Origin of the sequence: Bifidobacterium psychraerophilum (assembly GCF_000741705.1) — a bacterium.
Lineage (GTDB): Bacteria > Actinomycetota > Actinomycetes > Actinomycetales > Bifidobacteriaceae > Bombiscardovia > Bombiscardovia psychraerophila.
The window spans coordinates 47,906-73,236 of record NZ_JGZI01000011.1; the positions used below are offsets into that span (position 1 = coordinate 47,906).

Annotated in this window: 17 protein-coding genes; 2 read left to right on the plus strand and 15 right to left on the minus strand. The window is 59.7% G+C overall.

Annotated features, from left to right (window positions below; all coding sequences use genetic code 11):
- Positions 1 to 32 precede the first annotated feature (32 nt).
- From BPSY_RS10730 to BPSY_RS10750, 5 genes are all read right to left on the minus strand, one after another.
- A complete protein-coding gene (locus tag BPSY_RS10730) occupies positions 33 to 1,805 on the minus strand; it encodes an ABC transporter permease (protein ID WP_033497073.1) in 1,773 nt (590 codons plus the stop codon).
- Between the two features lie 497 nt (positions 1,806 to 2,302).
- Positions 2,303 to 6,340 (minus strand): DNA-directed RNA polymerase subunit beta', encoded by a 4,038-nt coding sequence (locus tag BPSY_RS10735; protein ID WP_033497037.1) that lies wholly within the window; start codon positions 6,338 to 6,340, stop codon positions 2,303 to 2,305.
- Between the two features lie 100 nt (positions 6,341 to 6,440).
- Complete coding sequence (rpoB, locus tag BPSY_RS10740) at positions 6,441 to 10,007, minus strand: DNA-directed RNA polymerase subunit beta (RefSeq protein ID WP_033497035.1); 3,567 nt, start codon at positions 10,005 to 10,007, stop codon at positions 6,441 to 6,443.
- A 435-nt stretch (positions 10,008 to 10,442) separates the two neighbouring features.
- On the minus strand, positions 10,443 to 11,054 hold the full coding sequence (locus tag BPSY_RS10745; protein WP_033497033.1) for a hypothetical protein: 612 nt from the start codon (positions 11,052 to 11,054) through the stop codon (positions 10,443 to 10,445).
- Between the two features lie 49 nt (positions 11,055 to 11,103).
- Entirely contained in the window at positions 11,104 to 12,000 is an 897-nt protein-coding gene (locus BPSY_RS10750; protein WP_051921982.1) for an HhH-GPD family protein, read from the minus strand.
- A 357-nt stretch (positions 12,001 to 12,357) separates the two neighbouring features.
- On the opposite strand from BPSY_RS10750, the gene BPSY_RS10755 reads away from it, so the two are divergent.
- The gene (locus tag BPSY_RS10755; RefSeq protein WP_081884448.1) at positions 12,358 to 12,957 is read left to right on the plus strand and encodes a tRNA (cytidine(34)-2'-O)-methyltransferase; all 600 of its coding nucleotides are present in this window, start codon (positions 12,358 to 12,360) and stop codon (positions 12,955 to 12,957) included.
- A 32-nt stretch (positions 12,958 to 12,989) separates the two neighbouring features.
- Here the strand turns inward: BPSY_RS10755 and pdxT are convergent, their stop codons facing one another.
- From pdxT to BPSY_RS10795, 8 genes are all read right to left on the minus strand, one after another.
- Complete coding sequence (gene pdxT, locus BPSY_RS10760) at positions 12,990 to 13,577, minus strand: pyridoxal 5'-phosphate synthase glutaminase subunit PdxT (RefSeq protein WP_033497069.1); 588 nt, start codon at positions 13,575 to 13,577, stop codon at positions 12,990 to 12,992.
- Positions 13,578 to 13,615: 38 nt separating this feature from the next.
- Positions 13,616 to 14,491, minus strand: a complete 876-nt coding sequence (gene pdxS, locus BPSY_RS10765) for a pyridoxal 5'-phosphate synthase lyase subunit PdxS (RefSeq protein ID WP_033497067.1) — start codon at positions 14,489 to 14,491, stop codon at positions 13,616 to 13,618.
- A gap of 184 nt (positions 14,492 to 14,675) precedes the next feature.
- A complete protein-coding gene (locus tag BPSY_RS10770; protein WP_033497029.1) occupies positions 14,676 to 16,040 on the minus strand; it encodes a PFL family protein in 1,365 nt (454 codons plus the stop codon).
- Between the two features lie 50 nt (positions 16,041 to 16,090).
- Positions 16,091 to 16,363 carry an ACT domain-containing protein gene (locus tag BPSY_RS10775; RefSeq protein WP_033497027.1) on the minus strand — a complete coding sequence of 91 codons (273 nt, stop codon included), beginning with the start codon at positions 16,361 to 16,363 and terminating at the stop codon, positions 16,091 to 16,093.
- A 200-nt stretch (positions 16,364 to 16,563) separates the two neighbouring features.
- Positions 16,564 to 17,814, minus strand: coding sequence for a galactokinase (galK, locus tag BPSY_RS10780; RefSeq protein ID WP_033497025.1), 1,251 nt, complete (start codon positions 17,812 to 17,814; stop codon positions 16,564 to 16,566).
- A gap of 13 nt (positions 17,815 to 17,827) precedes the next feature.
- Positions 17,828 to 19,102, minus strand: a complete 1,275-nt coding sequence (galT, locus tag BPSY_RS10785; RefSeq protein WP_033497023.1) for a galactose-1-phosphate uridylyltransferase — start codon at positions 19,100 to 19,102, stop codon at positions 17,828 to 17,830.
- A complete protein-coding gene (locus BPSY_RS10790; protein WP_033497021.1) occupies positions 19,099 to 19,911 on the minus strand; it encodes a DeoR/GlpR family DNA-binding transcription regulator in 813 nt (270 codons plus the stop codon). Before BPSY_RS10790 ends, galT begins: the two co-directional genes overlap by 4 nt.
- Before the next feature lie 71 nt (positions 19,912 to 19,982).
- Positions 19,983 to 20,753 (minus strand): polyprenol monophosphomannose synthase, encoded by a 771-nt coding sequence (locus BPSY_RS10795; protein WP_051921985.1) that lies wholly within the window; start codon positions 20,751 to 20,753, stop codon positions 19,983 to 19,985.
- A 221-nt stretch (positions 20,754 to 20,974) separates the two neighbouring features.
- Here BPSY_RS10795 and BPSY_RS10800 point away from each other — a divergent pair, with 221 nt between their 5' ends.
- Complete coding sequence (locus BPSY_RS10800) at positions 20,975 to 22,120, plus strand: quinone-dependent dihydroorotate dehydrogenase (protein ID WP_033497019.1); 1,146 nt, start codon at positions 20,975 to 20,977, stop codon at positions 22,118 to 22,120.
- A gap of 57 nt (positions 22,121 to 22,177) precedes the next feature.
- On the opposite strand, the gene BPSY_RS10805 is transcribed toward BPSY_RS10800, so the two are convergent.
- Both BPSY_RS10805 and BPSY_RS10810 read right to left on the minus strand, forming a co-directional pair.
- Positions 22,178 to 23,290 (minus strand): DNA/RNA helicase domain-containing protein, encoded by a 1,113-nt coding sequence (locus BPSY_RS10805; protein ID WP_157809752.1) that lies wholly within the window; start codon positions 23,288 to 23,290, stop codon positions 22,178 to 22,180.
- Between the two features lie 208 nt (positions 23,291 to 23,498).
- Positions 23,499 to 24,728 (minus strand): NADH:flavin oxidoreductase/NADH oxidase, encoded by a 1,230-nt coding sequence (locus tag BPSY_RS10810; RefSeq protein ID WP_415462027.1) that lies wholly within the window; start codon positions 24,726 to 24,728, stop codon positions 23,499 to 23,501.
- Positions 24,729 to 25,331 lie beyond the last annotated feature (603 nt).

The window sequence follows — 25,331 nt, forward strand, 5'->3', positions numbered from 1 at the left end:
CGAATTGGAATGCACGCTTGCGCTGTGCGGGGTCATGCGGTCAGTGAGAAGCGACGATCAGCCAGGCGCTCCAGAGGGTGCCAGAACACTCGATTGACCACCACTACGAAAATGCTCATCATGGTCACGCTAAGCAGCGTGCGCGGCATATTGCCCTCCGCGGTGGAGGCGGCTATGTATGAACCGAGTCCTGTTGCGGTCAGCGTGGTGTGACCGTAGCTCACGGTTTCGGAGACGATCGAGGCGTTCCACGCCCCTCCTGCGGCGGTAACGCCACCCGTGCACCATGCACCGAAAACCGCAGGGAGAATGAGTGTCTTCCAGCGCTGCCAGGTGCCCATGCCCAGACTTCGGGACATTTCGCGTAGATCGTCGGGAATCGCACTCGCTCCTGCGATCACGTTGAACAGGATGTACCACTGCGTGCCCAAGGACATCAGCAGCAGATTGCCCCAGTTGATGTCGATATGCCACGCGATGAACCATAGCGTCACCAAGGGGAAGGTGAAGTTCGCAGGAAAACTCGCCAGAATCTGTATCACCGGCTGGAAGAAGCGTGCGAGCTTCGGGTTCATGCCTATCATGGCGCCGATGGGCACCCAGATGATCGAGCAGATCAAGGTCAGCAGCATCACGCGCAGAAAGGTCAGAAAACCAAGCCCGGCAACATGCCAGATCTCCGCGATTCCCGCTCCTTCACGGATGTAGTCGAACCATAGAACGACACCGAAGATGCTCACGGCAGCGGCGACGACGGCGAATAGGACGTCACCGATGCGGCTACGCGTGCCTCTGACATGCCAATGCGCTCCCGTCCTGCCCAAGGGCAGGGTCAGGCGATCCAACACATCCGCAATCGGGCGCCCGATTGTCGCCAGCACATCATTGAGGTGGGATTGCCTGATGACGCTCAGCACCAGGCTGCGCTTCTGGGAGACCGAGCTGTTCGAAGTGATGCGGAACTTCTCGGCCCATGCGGTCAGCGGCTTCCACAGACAGAAGTCGATGAGCACCACGACGATCACCATGGTGAGTATCGCCCAGCCGATATTACCAAGCTGCTGACGCTCCGAGGCCTCGGCCACGTAGCTGCCGATGCCGGGTAGAACATAGGTGCTGTTGTTGACGGATATCATTTCGGATGCCGTCAGGAAGAACCATCCTCCGCCGACGCTCATCATGCAGTTCCACAGCAGGGGAATCATCGAATTGGGAACATCGAGCTTCCAGAAACGCTGCCAGTGGCTCAGTTGGAGCAATCGTGCCGCTTCGTCCAGCTCAGGCGGCTCGCTCATCAGGGAGCGGTGGAAGGAGAAGGTCATATTCCATGCCTGACTGGTGAAGATGGCGAAAATCGAAGCCGCCTCCACACCGAGTATCGATCCCGGAAAGAGCACCAGCCAGATGGTGATGGTCGCGGAAAGAAAGCCCAGGATGGGAACCGACTGCAGGATATCGAGCAGCGGTATCAGAATGGCCCCGAGCCGCCTGCTCCTTGCCGCGGCAAGGCCATACACGACGGTGAACAGAAAGGAGAATCCCAGTGCGATGAACATTCTGAATACGGAACGCAAGGCATAATACGGGAGTAGGTGCGGGTCGGTGGATATGCTTGAGGGTATTCCCTGCGGACCGATGGCGGCATTCACCTGTGGCAGCAGCGCGGCGACCGCTCCCAGAACCGCCAGGATTCCTGCGACGACGATCACATCGGATATGACGGAACGACGCAGCCGGCCTGATGCCGAAGCGGGCGCATCACCTCGGATCAGCGCCCCTGCATGGGTTGAAAACAATGATGGCATGACGTAGCCTCTTCTCAATGGATGGATGTATCTATCCACTGCACGCCTGCGCATCCCTGTCATGCTGTCCAGGCTGGATCCACGATCCGTGCTGACAAGAGGTTCATCAACGCTTCATTGAGTTCGAGCGGCGCTTTCGATGGACCTTGAATGGGCATCCGACGTGAGTGGAATAGGTTGGTGATGGTCGTCTATAGGTTGCGGACTGTCGATGTCCATGACGTGCACCTCCCTCAGATTGATGTTTCGGCGATCAATGGTCATGATGATGAGCGTTGTCTTCGCCGCAATCTGTCAACTACCCCGGTGTGATTCCATCCAGGTGCCCTGTTGACTGCCCAAATATATACAGTCCATACCATTTTTGTCAATTCGCGACATGCATGGACCCCGGCGGGATACGACAGGGGGCTCCGATCCCATGATGGAATCGGAGCCCCTGTGTTGGCGGCAGGTGAGGCGGAGCGCTCTAAGGCGTATCCGCATCACCTTGGCTGTCAGAGTGTGGTGTCACTCGGTGTGGCGTCGTCGGAACCGCCCAATCCGGTCTGACCGCCCTGATCGTTGAGGAAATCATCGGGGTTGAAGTCGTCACCGAGCTTGAGGTCACCGAAGTCGATGTTGGAGAAATCAACATCGCTCAGATCCGCATCGCTCAGATCGACATCACTGCCGTCCCCACCCAGACCGAAGTTCGGGTAGATCGTGTCGCGGATGGCCTTGTCCGGCTCCACAACCGCATTGTGGTAGCGGGCGAGTCCGGTTCCGGCCGGGATGAGCTTACCAATGATGACGTTCTCCTTCAGACCCTTGAGATCGTCGACCCTCTGGCTGAGCGAGGCCTCGGTAAGCACGCGCGTCGTCTCCTGGAAGGAGGCTGCGGAGAGCCAGGAATCGGTGGCCAGCGAGGCCTTGGTGATACCCATCAGCTCCGGACGGCCTGCGGCGGGACGTCCACCGTTCTTCACGGCCTTGATGTTCGCGGCCTTGAAGCGTGCCTGGTCGGCCAGCTCGCCTGGAAGCAGGTCGGTGTCGCCGGAATCGATGACCGTCACACGGCGGAGCATCTGATGCACGATGACTTCGATGTGCTTGTCGTGGATATCCACACCCTGTGAGCGATACACATTGTGCACCTCTTCCACGATGTTGACCTGCGCGGCACGGGGACCGAGGATACGCAGGATCTTCTTCGGATCCATTGAACCTTCGATGAGCTGCGTTCCGGCTTCGACGTGATCCCCGTCCTTGACGAGCATCGGCGCACGACGCGTCACCATGTATGCGATGGCTTCCACGGAGGAATCATCGGGATTCAAGGTCACCTGACGTCCGCGATCGGTATCTTCGATCTTGATCGTTCCGGGGAACTCGGCGATTGGCGCCTCGCCCTTTGGCGTGCGTGCTTCGAAAAGCTCGGTCACACGGGGAAGACCCTGCGTGATATCGGAAGCCGAAGCCACACCGCCGGAGTGGAAGGAACGCAGGGTCAGCTGCGTACCAGGCTCACCGATGGATTGTGCGGCGACGATGCCAACGGCTTCGCCGACGTCCACGAGCTTGTTGGTGGCCAGCGACCATCCGTAGCACTTGGCGCAAACGCCGCGCTTGGATTCGCATGTCAGCACGGATCGTGCCTTGACTTCCTCCACCCCGTGGGCGACGAGGTTGTTCAGCACATCCATCGACAGCGCGTCACCGCTCTTGTACAGGACGGTGCCATCCTTCGGATCGAGCACATCGGCGGAGAGCAGACGGGAGTATGGACCACCATCGGCATTCTTCACGAGTACCAGATTGCCCGCCTCGTCACGCTCCGCGACCTTCATCGGCAGACCGCGCTTGGTGCCGCAATCGTCCTCACGCACGATCACGTCCTGCGAGACATCGACCAGACGCCGGGTCAGGTACCCCGACTCGGCGGTACGCAGTGCGGTATCGGCCAGACCCTTGCGGGCACCGTGCTGGGAGATGAAGTACTCCAGCACGGACAGGCCGTCGCGGTAGTTGGACTTCACAGGACGAGGAATGATCTCGCCCTTCGGGTTCGCCACAAGTCCTCGCATACCTGCGATCTGACGAATCTGCATCCAGTTTCCACGGGCTCCGGACTGCACCATGATGTTCACGTTGTTGTCGGAGGTGAAATGCTCCTGCATCGCGTCCGCGACTTTGTCGGTGCATTCGGTCCACAGGTTGATCAGCTCCTGGCGGCGCTCCTCGTCGGTCAGCAGACCCATATCGTACTGCGAGTTGACCTTATCGGCCTGCTTCTCGTAGCCCTGGACGATCTCATCACGCTCGGGAGGTGCCACGATGTCGGAGAAGGCCATCGTCACGCCGGACCACGGTGCGCGGGTGAAACCGAGGTCCTTGAGTGCATCAAGGGTGACGGCGACCTGTGCGGTGGAATAGCGCGTTGCGATGTCATCGACGATTCCTGCGAGCTTGCCCTTGGCGACCTGCTCGTTGATGAAGGGGTAGTCGGTCGGCAGGGTCTCGTTGAAGAGGATGCGGCCGTAGCTTGTGGCGAAGAGGTAGGAACCGTCGCTCAGACGCTCCTCCTTCACCACATCCGGGCTGCCTGGTTCTGGATCGATGACCTTGAGTTCTCCCGGCTCCCAGTTCTTGGGGGTCACGAAGTCTGAGGCCACACGGATCAGCACCTTGGACTGCATATCGATTTCGCCCAGGTCGAGCGCCATATGCGCTTCGGCCAGGGTGCTGAATATACGTCCCTGCCCCTTGCCACCTTCCTTGCCGGTGGTCAGGTAGTACAGACCCAGAATCATATCCTGGGAAGGCATGGTCACGGTGTGCCCATCAGCCGGTTTCAGGATGTTGTCCGAAGCCATCATCAGGGAGCGTGCCTCGGCCTGTGCCTCGGCGCTCAGAGGAAGGTGGACCGCCATCTGGTCACCGTCGAAGTCCGCGTTGAATGCGGCGCAGGCGAGCGGCGGGAGATGGATGGCCTTGCCCTCGACCAGGATCGGCTCGAAAGCCTGGATGCCCAGACGGTGCAGCGTAGGTGCGCGGTTGAGCAGCACCGGATGCTCCGAAATGACCTCTTCCAGCACGCCCCAGACCTCGGCGTCGCCACGATCGACCAGACGCTTCGCGCTCTTCATGTTCTGCGCGTAGTTCAGATCGACCAGACGCTTGATCACGAATGGCTTGAACAGCTCCAAAGCCATCGGCTTCGGCAGACCGCACTGGTGCATACGCAGGCTCGGTCCGACCACGATGACCGAACGGCCTGAGTAGTCCACGCGCTTACCGAGCAGGTTCTGACGGAAACGTCCCTGCTTGCCCTTGAGCATGTCGGAAAGCGACTTGAGCGGACGGTTGGAGGCGCCCGTGACCGGACGTCCACGGCGGCCGTTGTCGAAGAGCGAATCCACAGCCTCCTGCAGCATGCGCTTCTCGTTGTTGAGCATGATCTCAGGCGCGCCGAGTTCGAGCAGGCGCTTCAAACGGTTGTTGCGGTTGATCACACGACGGTACAGATCGTTCAGATCGGAAGTCGCGAAACGGCCACCGTCAAGCTGCACCATAGGACGCAGATCGGGAGGGATGACCGGAACGACGTCCAGAACCATCGCCTCGGGCCTGTTGCCCGTGGAGAGGAAGGCGTTGACGACCTTCAGACGCTTCAGGGCACGGGCCTTGCGCTGCCCGCTGCCGGTTTCGATCTCTTCGCGAAGCTGCTTGGATGATGCTTCGAGGTCGAAGGACTGCAGACGCTTCTTGATGGCCTCGGCACCCATGCAACCTTCGAAGTAATCGCCGTAGCGGTCCTCCATCTCACGCCACAGATCGACGTCACCCTCCATATCCCCGGGCTTCAGGTTCTTGAAGCGGTCGAAGACCGCGCTCAGACGCTGGATCTGATCGTCGTAGCGTTGACGGATAGCGGTCATATCCCTATCCGCGCCGTTGCGCAGCTTGGACTTGACGGCACCCTTGGCTTCACCGGAAGCCTCAAGCTCCGCGAGATCCTCTTCAACCTTCTTGGCGCGCTTCTCGATTTCGTTGTCGCGTGCCTTTTCCAGATGGTTGATCTCGGTATCGAACTCGTCCTGGAGATCCGGGATGTCCTGATGACGCTGGTCCTCATCGACCTTCGTCACCATGTAGGCGGCGAAGTAGATGACCTTTTCCAGATCCTTCGGGGCGATATCCAGCAGGTATCCCAGGCGTGAGGGCACACCCTTGAAGAACCAGATATGCGTCACCGGAGCGGCGAGCTCGATATGGCCCATGCGTTCACGGCGTACGCGGGAACGTGTGACCTCGACGCCACAACGCTCGCAGACGATGCCCTTGAAACGAACGCGCTTGTATTTGCCGCAGGCGCACTCCCAGTCGCGGGTCGGTCCGAAGATCTGCTCGCCGAAGAGTCCGTCCTTCTCGGGCTTCAAGGTACGGTAATTGATGGTTTCAGGCTTCTTAACCTCGCCGAAGCTCCAGCTGCGGATGTCCTCTGCCGTAGCCAGGCCGATTCTCAGTTTGTCAAATGCGTTGACGTCCAGCACTCTATGTCCTGTCTTTCGCTTGTTACTGCTTTATGCGTTTCTTGAGGGGCTGTGCGGGCGGGTGTCCTTCCTGCGCCCGCACAGCCGTGTCGATCGGTGTTCAGCGATATTCCGGTTGGGAATCGTTCGATGACATCGCAGCTCCGGCATCAGGTCGCGCATTGATGTTGAAACCGAGATCATCCGATGCCGATGCGGGATCGTCGTCCTCGTCCTTCATGTCGATGGCGACGCCTTCGGCGTTCAGCACCTCGACGTTCAGGGACAGGGACTGCATTTCCTTGAGCAGCACCTTGAAGGATTCCGGGATGCCTGCCGGCGGCAGGTTGTCGCCCTTCACGATTGCGCCATAGACACGCACGCGGCCGTCAACATCATCGGACTTGGTGGTCATCATTTCGTGCAGCGTGTAGGCGGCACCGTAGGCTTCGAGGGCCCACACCTCCATCTCGCCGAAACGCTGTCCACCGAACTGAGCCTTACCGCCCAGAGGCTGCTGGGTGATCATCGAGTAAGGACCGGTTGAACGTGCATGGATCTTGTCGTCCACAAGGTGGTGGAGCTTCAGCATGTACATGTAGCCCACTGAGATCGGCTTGGTGAATGGCTCGCCGGTGCGGCCGTCATACAGCACCGCCTTGCCGTGATCCCCAACGAGGTGCTCGCCGTCGCGGTTCGGCAGCGTGGTCTTGAGCAGACCGTGCAGCGCGTCCTGACGGACACCATCGAATACCGGTGAAGCGACAGGAGTGTCCGGATCGGCCTTCTCGGCGCCTGCCGGGATGTGCTTCTTCCACTCCGCCTCAAGGTTCGGATCGAGGTTGATATCCCAGCCTGCGTGGGCGATCCATCCGAGATGCAGCTCGAGCACCTGGCCGAGGTTCATTCGGCTGGGCACGCCCAAGGGGTTGAGCATGATGTCGATCGGGGTGCCGTCCGGGAGGAATGGCATATCCTCTTCCGGAAGGATCCTGGAGATGACACCCTTGTTGCCGTGACGGCCGGAGAGCTTGTCTCCCTGGGTGATCTTGCGATGCTGGGCGATGTAGACGCGAATCATCTGGTTCACGCCGTTGGGCAGCTCGTCACCGTCCTCCTCGGCATCCTCACGCGAAATCTCCTTGACGGCGATAACCGTTCCGGTCTCACCGTGAGGCACCCGCAGTGAGGTGTCGCGCACCTCGCGGCTCTTCTCGCCGAAGATCGCACGGAGCAGACGCTCTTCCGGCGTGAGTTCGGTCTCGCCCTTCGGCGTCACCTTGCCCACCAGGATGTCTCCGGCCTCGACCTCGGCACCGATGCGGATGACGCCACGCTCATCGAGGTTGGCAACCGCATCCTCGCCGACGTTCGGCAGATCGCGGGTGATTTCCTCGGATCCGAGCTTCGTCTCACGTGCATCGATTTCGTATTCCTCGATGTGGATGGAGCTCAGGGTGTCATCCTGCACCAGACGCTGCGAGATGATCACGGCGTCCTCGTAGTTGTAACCGTTCCAAGGCATGAAGGCCACCAGAAGGTTCTTGCCGAGCGCCATCTCGCCATTCTGGGTGGCAGGGCCGTCGGCCAGCACGGAACCGGCCTCGACTCGCTCGCCATCCTTGATGGTTGGCACCTGGTTGTAGCAGGTGGTCTGGTTCGAACGCTGGAACTTGGACAGCTTGTAGCTGGACTGCGTGCCATCGTCGTTCAGCACGCGGATGATGTCGCCGGAGACGTAGGTCACCACGCCGGGCTTGTCGGAAAGAATCACATCGCCTGAATCGACGGCTGCACGCCATTCGGAGCCGGTTCCCACCAGCGGGCGTTCCGACTTGATCAGCGGGACGGCCTGGCGCTGCATGTTGGTACCCATCAGCGCTCGGTGGCCCTCATCGTGCTCAAGGAAGGGGATCAGCGAAGCGCCAAGTGAAACCATCTGGCGTGGGGAGACGTCCATGTAGTCGACCTGCTCGACCGGAACATCCTCCGCCTCGCCCTCACTGTCGCGCACCAGGGCTGTGGACTCGACCAGATGACCCTTCTCGTCGATGATCTGGTTGGCCTGCGCGATCACGTGCTCGGTCTCCTGATCAGCGGTCATGTAGGTGATTTCATCGGTCAGCTGACCGTTGTCGACCTTGCGGTACGGGGTCTCGATGAATCCGAATGGGTTGATGCGACCGAATGTGGCCAATGATCCGATCAGACCGATGTTCGGGCCTTCAGGGGACTCGATCGGGCACATACGACCGAAGTGGGAGGGGTGCACGTCTCGCACTTCCATCGAAGCGCGGTCGCGGGAAAGGCCGCCGGGGCCCAGAGCGGAGAGACGACGCTTGTTGGTCACACCTGCGAGCGGGTTGTTCTGATCCATGAACTGCGAAAGCTGTGAGGTTCCGAAGAACTCCTTGATCGTCGCGTTCACCGGACGGATGTTGATCAGGGACTGGGGCGTAATGGCCTCGGCGTCCTGGGTCGTCATGCGCTCACGAACCACGCGTTCCATACGGGAAAGACCGGTACGCAGCTGGTTCTGGATCAGCTCGCCCACCTGGCGGATACGACGGTTGCCGAAGTGATCGATATCGTCCACGTCAACGCGCAGATCGACTGCTTCTCCGTTACGTGAGCCGGGGAAGGTCTTGTCGCCGGCATGCAGGGTCACCAGGTATTTGATGGTGGCGATGATGTCGTCGCGGTTGAGGCTGCGATCGTTGAAATCGGCTTCGAGACCAAGCTTGCGGTTGATCTTGTAACGGCCGACGCGGGCGAGGTCGTAACGCTTCGTGTTGAAGTAGAAGGAGTCGAGCAGATTTCGCCCGGCCTCTGGGGTCGCGGTGTCGGAAGGACGGATCTTGCGGTACAGATCGGTCAGGGCCGCATCCTGGTTGTCGATGGATTCCTTTTCCAAGGCATCCAGCACCAGCGGGTAGCCCTGGAAGGACTCCTTGATCTCGGACTTGGTCATGCCGATGGCCTCGAGGAACACGATGGCCGACTGCTTGCGCTTGCGGTCGACGCGCACGCCGAGGACGTCACGCTTGTCGATCTCGAACTCAAGCCAGGCGCCACGGCTCGGGATGATCTTCGCGCCGAATACTTCCTTGTCGGTCGTACGGTCGCGGTTGCGGTCGAAATAGACACCGGGCGAACGAACCAGCTGCGAGACGATGACGCGTTCGGTGCCGCCGATGATGAAGGTGCCGTGAGGGGTCTGCAGCGGGAAATCGCCCATGAAGACGGTCTGCGACTTGATCTCACCGGTGTCGCCGTTCTCGAACTCGGCGTTCACATACAGCGGTGCGGAATAGGTGTAATCCTTCTCCTTGCATTCGAGCACCGTGTGGCGTGGCTCCTCGAAGTATGGATCGGAGAATGCCAGGCTCATGGTCTGGGCGAAGTTCTCAATCGGTGAGATCTCCTTGAAGACTTCGTCGAGTCCTGAGATGTGGGCAACGGTGTTGGTGCCATCACGCTCATCCTCTTCGACGCGCTGCTTCCAGCGCTCGTTGCCGATCAGCCAATCGAAGCTGTCGGTCTGGACGCCCAGCAGATAGGGGACGTCGAGCGGCTCCTGGATGGAACCGAAGTTCACGCGGTTCGGTGCCTTGTGAAGTTTGATGTCTTCTTCATCAGCGCGTGCGTATGTTTGTGTGGTATTTCTTGCAGCTTTGTTGGCAGCCAAAGTAGACTTTCCTTATCGCTCGCTATGTTCGATGGATCGTTGCTTGCCTGGAAAACGCCTCATGGCCACCATATGCCTATTCGCGGGCATTCTCCCCAATGATGCATGCCCGCTATATGACACACTTCACGCAAAGACACAATAGTAACACGATTGATATCGCTGCGCAAGAAACTCCCCTATTCCTCTTTCCTCCCCACATCCCCGACTATGCACTGGGTTGTGGTGCCTTGCCTGCCGAGTGACCCAGGTGTGCAGTGCCGATATCGTCTCACAACACTTCATCCGTATGGATTGCGTTAATCGCATTGTCATTCCCTCTTCTTCTGCAGCCCCTTCACCACCGGCTGCCTGGTGGAGAGTCACCCGACCGGGTGGGGGGGGGCGGAGGACCGCGCTGGCTTCAGGAGGCGATGTCGGGTACGGGGGACGGTGCTATTGCACCGCTATGGAAACGGGTGCGGATTGCACCTTCGCGTCCTCCTTGAGGGAGAGTTTGGCAACATAGGTGCCCCGCTGCACATTCAGCAGCGCGGAATCCTGCTGGCATTGCGACGTGGTGGCGTTGGCGTTCCAGGTGATCGTCTGGATATCCTTATCATTGCCCGCCATAAGCAGCATACGTGAATCCACCGGGCATGAATCCGAACGCCAGATCGTCTCGTTGCCGGAGGTTATGGTGAGCACGCGTGAGGCATTCGACCCGTCGATCAGGCAGCTGCTTGCTCCGTGATGCTTGATGGTGGCCACGAACTGCACCGAACCACCCAGTGAGGCGGTTGCGGAGTTCGCGCTCAAGGTCAGATCCACATCATCACCCGTGCAATCCTGAACTCCCGAAATCTCTTTGGGACTGGGCGCCGCCTCACGGGAGATGGCGTTGATGTCATCCTTGTTGATCGCGTAATTGACGGCGCTTACACCCCGCACCAGCAGCCATCCGATTCCCCAACACAACACAAGAAAGACCACCGCCACCAACGCGGCGATTATGCGGCGTCGACGGTAGATGCGGCGTTGTTTTGCACTGATCTTTCGCTTGGCCATATAGCCGAGTGTACGACGGATGGCAGTGCGGATGCGAGCACCGACGCGCTCAGGAGGGAAAGGACACCGATGAATCCGGGTGAATCTCAATGAGCCCGTCTTCGTCAAGCGATGCCAGGCATGAGTCAAGCTGACCCGTAACGGGCCACAGTGCCGCAACGTCATCATGGCTGATCCTCGAACCGGACGGCAATGTACGCAAAGCCTCCAGTATCAGACCGCGCACCTGCCGGTCGGTCCCTTTGAAATGCTGCCGTGGGCGTGTCGGCTTATGCCCAAGACCGGGCTTCCCGGCCAGGTTGAACGCGCAGACCCGTGCGAGGGGGCACTGCTCGCACTGTGGGTTTTTGGCCGAGCAGACCAGGGCGCCCAACTCCATAATCGTCTGATTCCATGTGACCGATTCATCCGCGTCCTGGGGCAGCACGCGTGCCGCCAACTCCCGTTCCTCGCGGCTTGCGGTGCCACCCTGCGATTCAATGCCCAGAAAGACCCGCGACAGCACACGACGAATATTCGTATCGATAACGGCTATGCGCTCACCGTAGGCAAAGGACATCACGGCACTCGCGGTGTAATCCCCGATGCCGGGCAAAGCCGTCAATTCCTCGTAGCTGCGTGGCAGGACGTCATCATAGGCTTCGGTCACCACACGGGCGCATGACTGCAACCTGAGCGCACGACGAGGGTACCCCAGTCTCCCCCAGGCGGTGATGACCTCTGCGGAGCTTGCCATGCTCAGCGCCCTCGCGTCAGGCCATACCTCCATCCAGGCGATCCAATAGGGCACCACCCGGCTCATCTGCGTCTGCTGGCTCATCACCTCGGAAACCAGCACCCCCCAAGGCGTTGTTCTGCCGAATCGCCAGGGCAGATCCCGTGCATGCCCGTCCCACCATGGGAACAGCAGACTGCGCACCACGGCAATATCGGATGCCTCACTCATCGTCACTCCCCATATGTCGACCCTTGCTCCATGCGGCGCGTGCGCAGCTTTCGCAATAACCCCAAGGTATGCGCATCACGGTTGACCAGCCTAGCCGATATGCGGGCGTATTCCGCGATTCACCAGCGCAGAGCGATAAGGAGAGTGCAGCGGGGCAAGGCGGCGACAGCGGCTTGGCGGCCGTCACGAGGGGAAAGAACCCGCGAAGATCATCGAAGGCGCGGCGGAAGGTGCGGCGGACTGTCGTTCTTCACTCCTATTCTTGCCCTTGTGAACAATCAGGAACAGGCATCAGCACTTGGCGGTGGGTCGCGCGACGAGGCCGCTTCGGATCATCCGGAACAGCACGTTGAGAAGATGTATGAGTACGGATACCGCAAATCCAACATCCGCACCGATGAACTGGTGACCGACGCCCATGGCAATCCGATCAGCGTGGTTGATGCCATGCTCAAAGCCGAGGACGCGGCCAAATCGACCACGATCACACCGCAGCTGTGCTATTACTCACCGAGGATCCCCGGGAATACCGGTTCGGCCATACGCCTGTGCGCAGTGACCGGCACGATACTGCATTTGGTAGAACCTCTCGGTTTCAACCTGCAGGACACCAAACTGCGTAGGGCAGGACTTGATTATCACGATATGGCGCATGTGGTTTTGCATCCGAATTTCCAGAGCCTCATTGATTCGATGCCGGGCTCACGCATCATCGCCTTCACCGCACATGCCACGAAACTCTATACCGAAGTGCAATACCGCCCATCGGATATTCTGCTCTTCGGCCCGGAACCGGGCGACATCCCCGATCCGATGGACATCATGGCCGGCCCTCATGTCGCCGAGCAGGTCCGACTGCCGATGCGCCCCTCGCTGCGCAGCCTGAATCTCACCAACTGCGCGTCGATCGCAATCTACGAGGCCTGGCGGCAACTCGGCTTCAACGGCGGCAACTGAACACCGCCTCCGGATGCCCGCTCACATCCCTTTCATGCTCCTGATCTCCGCCGCAACACCATCGTGTCGAGGAAATAGCGATGCATCGACAGATCATCATTCAACTCGGGGTGGAATGAGGTGACGAGCATCGCGTTCTGCTGCGCGGCGACGATATGCCCGTCCACCCGTGCCAGAACCTCCGCACCCTCCCCCACGCTTTCGATGTACGGAGCCCGGATGAAGGTCATCGGCACATCCCCGACTCCTTTCACCTCCGCTCTGGTGAAGAAGGATCCGAGCTGGCGCCCGTAGGCGTTCCTTTTCACCGTCATATCCATCACGGCGAGATGGGTGTCCCCATCCTCGACGTGTTTGGCGAGCAGCAGCAGGCCGGCGCAGGTGCCGAACACCGGCAGGCCATTGGCGATCAGCTCGCGCAGTCTGTCGAACATGCCCAAATCACGCAGCAATTTGCCCTGCACGGTGGATTCGCCACCGGGAAGCACTATGGCATCCAACTGCTGGTCGAGGTCACGGGACTGTCGTATTTCCACGGTTGCGGCGCCCAGTTTCCCGAACATCGCCTCATGCTCGGCGAAAGCCCCTTGCAATGCCAGCACGCCGAGCAATGGTGTCATCCGAGCATCCTGGTGCTGCGAGCCATGCACGGTGTCCCTCACTTGCCGCGCTCTGCCATCAGCACGGCGATTTCGCCTTCATTGATGCCGACCATCGCTTCACCCAGACCTTCGGAGACACGAGCCACCAAGTCCCAATCCTGGTAGTTGGTCGTGGCCTGCACGATCGCGGTCGCACGCTGGGCGGGATCACCGGATTTGAAGATTCCCGAGCCCACGAAAACGCCTTCGGCACCGAGCTGCATCATCAGGGATGCATCGGCCGGTGTGGCCACGCCGCCAGCGGCGAAGTTGACCACCGGCAGGCGTCCGTTGTCGTGCACGGAACGCAGCAGATCGACAGGGACCTCAAGCTGCTTCGCCTTCTCGAAGAGTTCGTCCTCGCGCAATCCGGCCACCTCCCGGATCTGCCGGTTCATCTCGCGCATATGCCGTACGGCCTGAACCACATCCCCCGTTCCCGGCTCTCCCTTGGTGCGGATCATCGAAGCACCCTCGGCGATTCGACGAAGGGCCTCCCCGAGATTCTTCGCGCCGCAGACGAAGGGCACGCTGTATTGGGTTTTGTCGATATGGTAGACGTCGTCCGCGGGTGTCAGCACCTCGGACTCGTCGATGTAGTCGATATCAAGGGCCTGCAGGACCTGCGCCTCAACGAAGTGACCGATGCGGACCTTCGCCATGACCGGAATGGAAACCGCCTTCTGGATGCCGCGTATCATCTTCGGGTCGCTCATACGTGAGACCCCGCCCGCCGCGCGGATGTCCGCGGGAATACGTTCCAAAGCCATAACCGCGCAGGCTCCGGCATCCTGTGCGATTTCCGCCTGCTCGGGTGTGGTGACGTCCATGATGACGCCGCCTTTGAGCATTTGGGCAAGATTCTTATTCAATTCATAACGATCGTTGGTCATGAGGGCAAGGATACCCATATTTCGATTTCGGGTATGCAACATAACCATATTCGGTCATATTGGCCAGGAATGCGGCCACAGAGGAACAGAAGAAGAGAAGCGCATCACATGCCGAGACCGCCGCCTGCGATCGGGCAGCATATCCCAAAGCGTGATGCGCTTCTCTTCTTTGATGGCCTATGGACTAGTTCTTGAAACTATGGATCGGTGCGGGGATTCTTCCACCGCGGTTGATGAAGGCCTCACAGCTCTTCTGATTGACAGGCATGATCGGCGCACGACCAAGCAGACCGCCGAATTCCGCCATATCACCCACATCCTTGCCGATCACCGGGATCACACGCACAGCGGTGGTTTTCTGGTTGATCATGCCGATTGCGGACTCGTCGGCGATGATGCCGGCAATCGTGGCCGCCGAGGTCTTCCCCGGAATGGCGATCATATCGAGTCCGACGCTGCACACACAGGTCATGGCTTCGAGCTTCTCGATGGTCAGGCAGCCCGACGCTGCCGCATCGATCATGTTCTGATCCTCCGAAACCGGGATGAACGCTCCGGACAGCCCTCCGACATAACTGGACGCCATGATGCCGCCCTTTTTGACCTGATCGTTCAGCAGTGCCAGCGCCGCCGTGGTACCAGGCGCGCCTACCTGCTCAAGCCCGATCTCCTCAAGCACTTCGCCGACCGAATCTCCGACGGCCGGGGTTGGTGCCAGGGAAAGGTCGATGATGCCGAATGGCACACCGAGTCGCTTGCTTGCCTCCTGAGCGACCAGCTGACCCACCCGTGTGATTTTGAAAGCCGTTCTCTTAATCGTCTCGCAGAGCACACCGAAATCCTTGCCGCGGGCCGCTTCCAAGGCGGTACGAACCACACCCGGACCGGAGACTCCGACATTGATCACGGCATCCCCCTCGGTGACGCCGTGGAACCCACCCGCCATGAAGGGGTTGTCATCAGGAGCGTTGCAGAAGACGACGAGCTTCGAGTTGCCCGAACTGTCGGTATCGGCGGTCGCCTTGGACACCTCAAGGACCATGCGGCCCATCAAGGCCACCGCATCCATATCGATGCCCGTTTTGGTCGAGCCGACGTTCACGCTGGCACAGACCCTCTCCGTCACGGATAACGCGGTGGGCAGCGATTCGATGAGCAGACGCTCGGTCGGCGTCATGGATTTGCTCACCAGGGCGGAATACCCGCCGATGAAATTCACACCCACCTCGGCGGCGACCTTGTCAAGGGTCTGCGCGATTTTCACATAGTCATCCACGTCATTGCACGCACTGGCCCCGATCAGGGAGATTGGCGTGACCGTGATGCGTTTGTTGACGATCGGGATGCCGTAATCCCGCTCGATCGCCTCGCCTGTGGAGACGAGGTTCTTGGCGTATGTGGTGATTTTCTGATAGATATTCGTGCGTAGTGTCGCGAGATCATCACTCACACAATCCAACAGGCTGATGCCCATGGTGATTGTGCGGACGTCGAGCTTCTCCTGCTCGATCATCTGATTGGTCTCGTGAACCTCCATGATGTTCAGCATTGCTGTCCTTCACCTTTCTCGTACTGAGGATGCCTTCTGATCTCGAATGATCAGACGCGATGCATCCCGGTGAAGATCTCTTCGCGCTGGCAACGGATACGGACGCCGATCTCGTCTCCGAGACCCTCCAGATCCGCGACGATGTCGCCGAACTCCTTGTCCGATGAAGCATAGTCGACGATCATCATCATATTGAAGAAACCATCGATGATGGTTTGCGAGATATCGAGCACATTGGCCTTGTGCTCGGAAAGATACGTGCACACGCGAGCGATGATGCCGACCGTGTCTTGTCCGACAACGGTGATGATTGCCTTATTCATGGGGTCTCCTGGATACGCCTGGATGAGAGTTCCGAACTCCCCCAGTATATGTGGAATGCCGCCAAAGCATTCAAGAAAGCTCTGCGACCGGGAGGATGCTCTTATCGAGCATCCCGTGATCCGATCATTGCGGCATTCCGGCACCTCCCGGTTTGCAACGGGCACGGCCAGGCCGCACACCGGAGAAAACACCGTATGCCTTAGCGCACCTTCCGTGCCGAAGCCGAAGCGACGGCCGCGAGCGCACGCGGGGCATGGAAACCCTGACGGGCGAATTCATCGGCTATCTTCTGGGCAAGATCCTCGCTCTTGCCGGAATCCACGAGGGCGATGATCGAACCGCCGAAGCCGCCGCCTGTCATACGGGCGCCATAGGCTCCGTTCGCTCTGGCCACATCCACCGCAACGTCCAATTCGGGGACGGTGACCTCATAATCGGCCTTCAGAGAGTCGTGCGAAGCGTTGAATAGCCTTCCTGCCTCTTCGATGCGTCCGTTGGCGAAGGCGCGGACGAAGCTGCGCACACGGGCGATCTCGGTCACGACGTGACGCACGCGCTTCTTCATCACCTCGTCCGGCAGGGCATCCAAGGTTTCCTTCAACGCCTGGAAGGGATCGTCGGCTTTGGATATCCCATCGGCCGCGACCCGGAGGTTGGCGACCTTCAGCACCTTGGCCGCCTCTTCGCAGGTTGCGCGACGCTGGGCGTACTGGCCGTCATTGAGCTGATGCGGTGCCTGGGTATCCACGACCAGCAGTTCCAGACCGTGCGAGGTCAGATCGAAGGTCTGCTGTGAGGTGTTCTCCAGCGGGGTCAGCTCGGGCCTGCAGTCCAGGAGGAGGGCATGACCGGCTGTGCAACGCATGGATGCGTTCTGATCGAGACCGCCGGTGCTGGCCCCGGCCATCTCGTTCTCCGACTTCATGGCCGACTCGATCAAGGTGACGCGCCCCGCATCGGAATGCCCGTATCCCAGATCGAATACATCATCCAAAGCCAGGGCGGTTGAACACGTCATGGCAGCCGAGGAACTCAAGCCCGAACCCACGGGGACGCAGGAGACGAAGGCGGCGTCGAACCCTCTGACCTTGGTGAATCCCATCTGTCGCAGTGCCCAGGCGACACCGACCGGATACGCTATCCAACCCTCGACACCGCGTGCCTCCAATCCATCCAGATTGGCGCTGGTCATCCCGTCTGGGTCCACATCGGAGACCACGCGAACGACGTCATCCTGCCGGGGCTTCAAGGCTATGAAGGTCTGGTGGGGCAGGGCTATCGGGAGGCAGAGCCCGGCGTTGTAATCCGTGTGCTCGCCAATGAGGTTCACACGCCCGGGTGCGCTCCACACACCGGCTTCCTGATCATCGTAGGTTGTTCTGAACAGCTCGCTGGCACGGGCGGAACCTTCTGCTCCCGAAAGCGGTTTGATGAACTGCACTGTCGACATCGTTACTTTCCTCTCAGCCTTCTGATTCGAGATCGATCGGCCCGAGCTCATGGAAGCGGGCCGCGATCTTCTCTGGTGTGGTGTCGGAGATCCAAGTCCCCATGCCGGATTCCGATCCGGCAAGGTATTTGATTTTGTTCGCGGAGCGTCTGAATGAGAAGAATTGAAGGTTCAGACGGTAATGCTCGCGGCGGAGGTCATGCAGCGGCGCCTGGTGCCATGCCGAGATATAGGGAAGGTCCATGCCCTTGCCGTCCCCGGTGTCGAAGAAGGCGTTCCCCCGCTTCAGCAGGGTCGAATACATCTGGGCCAGGCCCCAGCGCTCATCGTCGTTGAGCTGATCCAGGCTGAGCACACCGTCCCGCACCGGTGCCACGTGGACTTCAAGAGGCCAGCGCGCCGCGGCGGGCACATAGGCGACCCATGTGCGGTTACGGAATACGATGCGCTCCTCCGCTTCGAGTTCCGCGGCAAGCAGATCCTTGAAGAGGTTGCCGCCTGTGCGCTCGAAGTAGGCTTCGGTGTGCTTCAGCTCGCTTTCCATCTTCGGGGCCAGGAAGGGATAGCAATAGATCTGACCATGCGGGTGGGCAAGTGATACGCCGATCTCCTGTCCGTGATTCTCGAATGGGAAAATCTGCTCGATGCCTTCGATCGCCGAGATCTCGGCCGTACGGAAGGCCCATGCCTCCACAACGGTTCGGATACGCTCGATGGGGAGATCAGCAGGAAGCGAGTCCTCCTTCGGATCGAAACAGACGACTTCGCAGCGTCCGTTGGCGATCTTCCTCTCCCAGAGCGGGTTGCCGTCCACATACCCTGCTTCCGCGGGCACACCAGGAACCTGCATCATCGAGGGGAAACGGTTCTCGAAAACGACCACGTCATAATCGCTGTCGGGGACCTCGCCATCCTGATAGGGGTCTCCCGGCTTGCGTGCCGCAAGAGGATTCCCGCTCGCCGTGGCACCCGGACCGGCCGTTATCGGTCGGTTCATGCGTGCGGTGGCCATGGGGATCCATTCACCGGTGAGGGGGTCCCGACGCATCTGCGGGGCCTGAACCGGAATCTCCCTGCCCTCAGCGTCCACATGAGGGGCGAAACGATCCGTCAGAGGGCGTGGATCCTTGAGCTCACGGGTGAGTTGTCCGGATACGTAGCGCGGATCGTCATCGAGATAAAAGAAATCACGTCCGTCGGCAAGGGTCGTCGGTGTGATGCGAATATGCTCCGCCGCGTAAGTGCCCGGCTTGTAGTGCGCCGACTCGTACTGTGTTTCAACGCTCATTGCTGTTGTTCACTTCCTTCGCTTCTCTCGACCTGGTGAGCCAGGACGAGTTCCTTGACCAGTTTCTGGGTTGCTGCTATGGATTCCGCGTCCAACTCGTCATCGGTGACCACGGCGCTCACCTGCTCGAAGCTGGCGAACAGTGAGAGCGAGGTGCTGCTCCACTTGGTGTGGTCGGTGAGGATGATGGTGTTGTCGGCGATGTCCATCATGGCCATATCCGTTGCCGCCTCAAGCGAGTTCGGCATCAGGAAGCCACGGGGAATGGATACCGAATGGGTGCCCAGGAACACTGTGTTGACCCGCAGCGATGCGACGACCTTATCCGCGATCGGCCCGACCAGGGAATTCGATCGGGTTATCACCCCGCCGGTCACAATGACCTCGACGTCTTTGCTTTCCAAGGCCTGGACCAGTTCCGCCACAGGTATGGAGTTGGTCAGTATGGTGATGCCCGCCGAACGTCGGCTTTCCAGCAGATGCTGGGCGAAGACGTATGCGGTGGTGCCGCCGCCTATGGCGATCACATCACCCGGGGAGACGTATTTCAACGCCTCACGGGCTATGGCGTCCTTCAACCCGATGTCCATCTGCGATTTGACGGAGAACAGGGGTTCCGCGAGCAGTGTGCTGGTGGTCACCGCTCCCCCGTGGACGCGTTTGAGGAGACCTTTGTCGGCGAGTTCGGCGATATCGCGGCGAATGGTCATCGCCGAAACACCCAATTCCTTGGACAGTGCGGTGATGCGCACGGCTCCGCGGGTGCGCAATCTGCTTAAGATCAGATGCTGGCGTTGTGATGATATCATTCGAACATTATCGCACACATCCGCGCAAAATTACAACTTACGCTGTAACTTTTCTTTCACTTCGACCAGAATTATGAGCGCTTTATCATTCTCTCAGCTCCCCAGCCGGTGACGCGAAGCATCGCTTCCAGCACAATCCCACTGCCCATTTTGGATGCGCCACGGGTACGTTCAATGAAGGCGATCGGGACTTCCAGAATCGTCGCGCCCGCCTGATGAGCCCTTCTGGTCATATCCACCTGGAATACATAGCCATTGGCCTCGATCCCCTCCAGATCGATCTGTTCGAGGAGCGACGCACGGTACGCCCTGAACCCTGCGGTCACATCCTTCACCGGCAAGGCGAGCATCCGTCGGGCATACCATGAACCCGTGCGCGAGATCACATCCCTGATCATCGGCCAATTCACCGTCTGACCACCCTTGACCCTGCGTGAGCCGACGACCAGCCCCACATGAGGGTTGCGCGCCATCACATCAAGCATCCTCGCCAGATCCTGCGGACGATGCGAGCCATCCATATCCATCTCACAGATGATGTCGTAATCATGTTCCAACGCCCAATGGAAGCCCTCGATGTAGGCCGGGCCCAGGCCATTCTTCGCCTTGCGATGAAGCACATGAAGCCTTGCCTCGCCCTGTGCCATGAAGTCCGCCATCCTGCCGGTGCCGTCAGGTGAATTGTCATCGACGACAAGCACATCCGCTCGATGCGTGCATGAGAAAACACCCGAAAGCGTAGGCCCCAGATTGTCGGCCTCGTTGTATGTCGGCATCACCACGAGGGTCCTGTCATGGTGATGAAAAGCCCGACCGTCCTGTTGTGTGCTGCTATCTGCCATCATCTGCCCCCTGCGCTGTTGCCTTCCACAGTACTGTGCTTATCCCGCGTACACGTATGACTTGCTTGACGTTTCCTGTGAACATATCCATATCCAAGCACCGCCCCTGCAATCCGGCGTGTCGTATCCCACGCCGCAACGTCGTCACGACAGGCCTCTCGTACAAGCTACCGACGCCTTCACCCGTGAAAGCCATGTAAGAATGTGCGAGAATGGTGGGTATGCAGTATGTATCAGAATCAGCGGCCAGAGATGCCGTCAACAAGGCAAGCACCGATCTGTTCTCCTTCGTGTACAAGCATGCGGTGAAGCCTGTTGTGTTCAATCAGGCTCCCGATGCGGCACACGACCAGATGATCACATTCTGCCGCACGGCAGGCAAGATCCCTCCTCTGATGTGGATGCTTCGCCAGATGATCGATTACACCGACCCCGCCCTGGAAAGCGAAGTCATGGGACTGCGGTTCAACAATCCCTTCGGCCTTTCCGCCGGTTTGGACAAGAACTGCGATCTGTCCACCGTGCTCGACGCCGCGGGCTTCGGATTCGAAACCGTCGGCTCCACCACCTCACGGCCCTGCGCCGGGAACGAACGCCCCTGGTTCCACCGTCTGCCCGAATACGATTCGATGATGGTCCATGTGGGCCTCGCCAACGACGGCTCCGAAGCAGTCATTCCACGGGTCGAGAAGGCCTACACCAATTCGACGAGCATGGGTCTCTCGATCTCCATCGCACGCACGAATGACGAATTGTGCGGCGATATCGATGAGGGCATAGAGGATTATCGGATCTCGCTCGAACGCGCCGCCGGACGTTCCTCGATGGTGGAGATCAACATCTCCTGCCCGAACACCCATGTTGGCGAGCCTTTCAATGAGAGTCCGGAGAATCTCGACCGTCTGTTCTCATCACTCGACACCGTCAAGCGCACACAACCACTGCTCGTGAAAATGCCGCTGAACAAATCATGGGAGGAGTTCAGGGATCTTCTTGAGGTCCTGGCCAAGCACAATGTGCAAGGCGTCTCCATCGCCAACCTGCAGAAGGATCGCAGCGGTCTGGCGGTGCCCATGCAATGGCAGGGAGGACTTTCCGGAGGGCCTTGCTATGCGGCGAGCAACGCGCTGATCGCCGACACCTACCGTGAATTCGGCGAGCGCTTCGCCATCGCAGGCATCGGTGGGGTCTTCACCCCCGAACAGGCATACGAGAAGATTCGCTGCGGCTCAAGCCTGGTCATGTTCGTTTCCTCGCTGATGTTCCGGGGTCCGCAACAGATCAGCGTGCTGAAGCGAGGTCTGGTCAAACTGCTGCACCGCGACGGTTTCGATAACGTCTCCCAGGCGGTGGGCAGCGGCCTGTAGATGCTGCGGCCATCAGCGGCCTCACTGGCGCTGATGGCCTATCGGACTGTCGCGCATTCATTCCTCAGGCAGCAGGGCCCGCAGCAGGCGAGGGTCATGGGCATACAGGAACAGTCCTTTTCGGGGCCTCGTCAGAAGCGTCATCAGCGCATTGCGCAACAGACATACGCGGCTGTGCTCGATGGCGTCGGCGTCCATTCCCTGCGTTTTCAGTCGTGCAACACCGGTGAATGCCGCCTGATCCTGATACAACTCGGGAAGCGGTCTGAGTCTGCCCTCACCGTCAAGGGTGTTGGACGGCCCCAGGATGACACCGGCCCAGTCAAGATCCATACCCTGAATCGTATAGACGGATCCCACCTCCTTAACCGTTTCGGGACGCTGCGGCCACGGCGATGCGGCCTGCGGCTGATAGCGATCCCAAGGTATGCGCAGGCCCTCCTCCTCGATGAAATAATCCTTGCCGTCAAGTCTGTATGGATAGTCATAGGTGCTCAGCAGACGGGATGGGCCACGCACATCCCGCGCCAGCACGGCGTCACGCATGGCTCCGGCATTCCGGAACACCTTCATCTCGAAATGCCCGTCACCTGGCGGCGGAGGGGTGACCGGCCCGCCGCCGAGGGCAAAGGACCGCACCCAGCCACGGATCTCCCGCGAAGCGCCCATCCGATGCTGATCGTCGAGACGTATCTCGGTCGTCCAGGCACCGGCAAGAGCCTTGTCAAGGACATCCTCATCCCAACGGCTGCGCAGGCGCAACACCTGGTTTTCGTCATACGCGATCACGGTCACCTTGCTGAGGCGCACGATCTCGCTGAGCTGGTTCTCAGCATGGAAACGTGTATATGGATTGGGCTGGGTCAGCAGAAGATGGGCCTCATCCACCAGGGCTATATCCGCACCGCCTTGTCGACCGGAAAGGGCGCTGCGCTTGTCGGAGGCATTGATGTAACTCGTGGGACGCAGCACCTGAGCCTTGCGCAGACATTCCTGCGATGCCGCCAGATCCCTGTACCTACGCCACATCTCGGCGTGATTGACCAGGATGCGCACGGTGGTTCCGCCAAGCACATCACCAGGCGTCCTCCGCCTGCTCCGCTCGGACAATGCGACAAGAAGCGAGGACAGCAGCGTGCTTTTGCCTGTTCCCGCGGCGCCTCGAATCACGATGACGGCGTGCCGATGCTCCGTCGGGGCAAGGAAACGTTCACACCCTGAGATGATGTCAGCACAAGCGCGCCCCTGGGCCGGATCGAGAGTATGGATACACACTCCATAGGACTGTAATCCCGTCAGCGGACTCCCGGAACATCATATGACTGCACTGGATACGGCCTTCCTGCCCCGCATTCGGGCCGGAAGGCCGTTGTCACGGTCACCGCGAGGTGCCGAAGGCTCCTCGGACATACTGATCCGGATATGGAATCTCGGATTTATCCAGGCCGAGCTTATACGCGGCGCGCAAGGGCCAATTCGGGTCACGAAGTGCGGCGCGTCCGATCTCCACCGCATCAGCCTGCTCCTTATGGACGATGCGCGCAGCCTGCTTCGCCTTGGTGATCAGGCCGACAGCCGTGGTGGGGATCAGCGCCTTATCCCGTATCTCCTGTGCGAAAGGCACCTGATAGTTCGCTTGGGCCGGAATCGTCACTCCTGCCACGATTCCACCGGTGGACACATCCATCAGATCGACACCATGCATCTTCAGCACCTTCGCCGTCTCGATGCTCTGATCCAGATCCCATCCACCGGCAGCCCAATCGGTTGCGGAGATGCGCACCAACAGCGGCATGCTCTCCGGAATCGCCGATCGTATCGCGTCGGAGATCTCGACCAGAAAACGCATACGGTTCTCCAAGGAGCCGCCGTACTCGTCACTGCGCTGATTGCTCAGGGGGTCAAGGAACTGGGATATCAGATAGCCGTGGGCGGCGTGGATCTCTATGGCCTCGAAGCCGGCGTTCACCGCGCGGACGGCCGCATATCGGAATTGCTCGACGATGCCATGGATCTCATCGACACCCAGCTCACGCGGCATGTCATAATGCCCATAGGGAATGGGGCTCGGTGCCACGGTCTTCCATCCGCCCTGGTCCTCAGGCACCGTCGCATTGATATGCCCGGTACTGAAGCAACCGGTTGAAGCCTTGCGCCCAGCATGATTCAGCTGGATCGCCGCCACGGCGCCGGCCTTCTTGACGTCTTCGACGATCCAACGCCAGGAGTCGATCTGATCATCCTCCCAAAGGCCCACATCGCATGGGGATATGCGTCCCTCGGGACTGACTGCCGTGGATTCCGCGATAACCATGCCGAAGCCGCCCAAAGCACGGGAGACATAGTGCTGATAATGGAATTGCGTCGGCCTGCCATCGCGGCCGAATGCCGAATAGGTGTCCATGGGCGGCAGCCAGATACGGTTGCGGGTCGTCACGCCACGCAGAGTGAAAGGCGTGAACAAGGTTGGGGCGGCGACCTTGTGCGCTGATTTCAGCGCGGCGGCGTTTTTGCGCTGCTGCTTCTTGGCCTTGGCCCTGCCTTTGCGCTTGCTGCCATCTGTTCCGTCATCTCGGGTGGGATCGCTTGCATTGCCGTTTGCCGAGATCGCGGCTGTCGCATCCCAGTCCTCGGCTCCGTCCTCAGGGGCATCCGCATGCGTCTGTGTCGATGCGACAGCCTGCGTCTCCGCATCGCCTTCGGCACGGTCGCCAGCCCCCGTGGGCTGGTCCTTCACCATATAGTCATCAGATGCGAATCCATGGGCAAGGCCCTGTTCGAAGTCATATTCATTATCACGATCGCCGTAGTCTTCATCACCATCGTCGAAAGCTGTTTCGTCGAGTATTGCCATGTCAGACCTTCCTGTCTCATAGGACTTCCACATACAAACAGACCCGCCTTCATTCTACGGCCTGCCGAGCTGCAGATCCTTGATCTTTGCCGCGATCATCCGCACCCTTCATCCATCATCACATTGACAGGGACGTCTATCAGCCAGGGTCCATCGCAACCATCGCGCAGACCGCACATGACGAGATGGTCGAACATCAGGAGAGCGCGTATTCGGCAAGCATATGCCCCTCAGCGCCCCATGCTTTCACTGGAACCCACGGGCGGGTGACATCCAAGCCTGCGCGTGGTTCATAGGATGCGGCCCGGATGTCATCAGCCAAAGGTGTTGGCCTTGTCTTCGGCTCGGCGGGCCAGG

Excerpts from the sequence above, each read along its gene's own strand:
- BPSY_RS10745 (WP_033497033.1), bottom strand. The coding sequence starts at position 11,054 with ATGGCCAAGCGAAAGATCAGTGCAAAACAACGCCGCATCTACCGTCGA.
- BPSY_RS10755 (WP_081884448.1), top strand. The coding sequence starts at position 12,358 with ATGTATGAGTACGGATACCGCAAATCCAACATCCGCACCGATGAACTG.
- galK (WP_033497025.1), bottom strand. The coding sequence starts at position 17,814 with ATGTCGACAGTGCAGTTCATCAAACCGCTTTCGGGAGCAGAAGGTTCC.
- pdxT (WP_033497069.1), bottom strand. The coding sequence starts at position 13,577 with ATGACACCATTGCTCGGCGTGCTGGCATTGCAAGGGGCTTTCGCCGAG.
- BPSY_RS10775 (WP_033497027.1), bottom strand. The coding sequence starts at position 16,363 with ATGAATAAGGCAATCATCACCGTTGTCGGACAAGACACGGTCGGCATC.
- pdxS (WP_033497067.1), bottom strand. The coding sequence starts at position 14,491 with ATGACCAACGATCGTTATGAATTGAATAAGAATCTTGCCCAAATGCTC.
- BPSY_RS10790 (WP_033497021.1), bottom strand. The coding sequence starts at position 19,911 with ATGATATCATCACAACGCCAGCATCTGATCTTAAGCAGATTGCGCACC.
- BPSY_RS10750 (WP_051921982.1), bottom strand. The coding sequence starts at position 12,000 with ATGAGTGAGGCATCCGATATTGCCGTGGTGCGCAGTCTGCTGTTCCCA.
- galT (WP_033497023.1), bottom strand. The coding sequence starts at position 19,102 with ATGAGCGTTGAAACACAGTACGAGTCGGCGCACTACAAGCCGGGCACT.
- BPSY_RS10730 (WP_033497073.1), bottom strand. The coding sequence starts at position 1,805 with ATGCCATCATTGTTTTCAACCCATGCAGGGGCGCTGATCCGAGGTGAT.
- BPSY_RS10795 (WP_051921985.1), bottom strand. The coding sequence starts at position 20,753 with ATGGCAGATAGCAGCACACAACAGGACGGTCGGGCTTTTCATCACCAT.
- BPSY_RS10770 (WP_033497029.1), bottom strand. The coding sequence starts at position 16,040 with ATGCTGAACATCATGGAGGTTCACGAGACCAATCAGATGATCGAGCAG.
- BPSY_RS10800 (WP_033497019.1), top strand. The coding sequence starts at position 20,975 with ATGCAGTATGTATCAGAATCAGCGGCCAGAGATGCCGTCAACAAGGCA.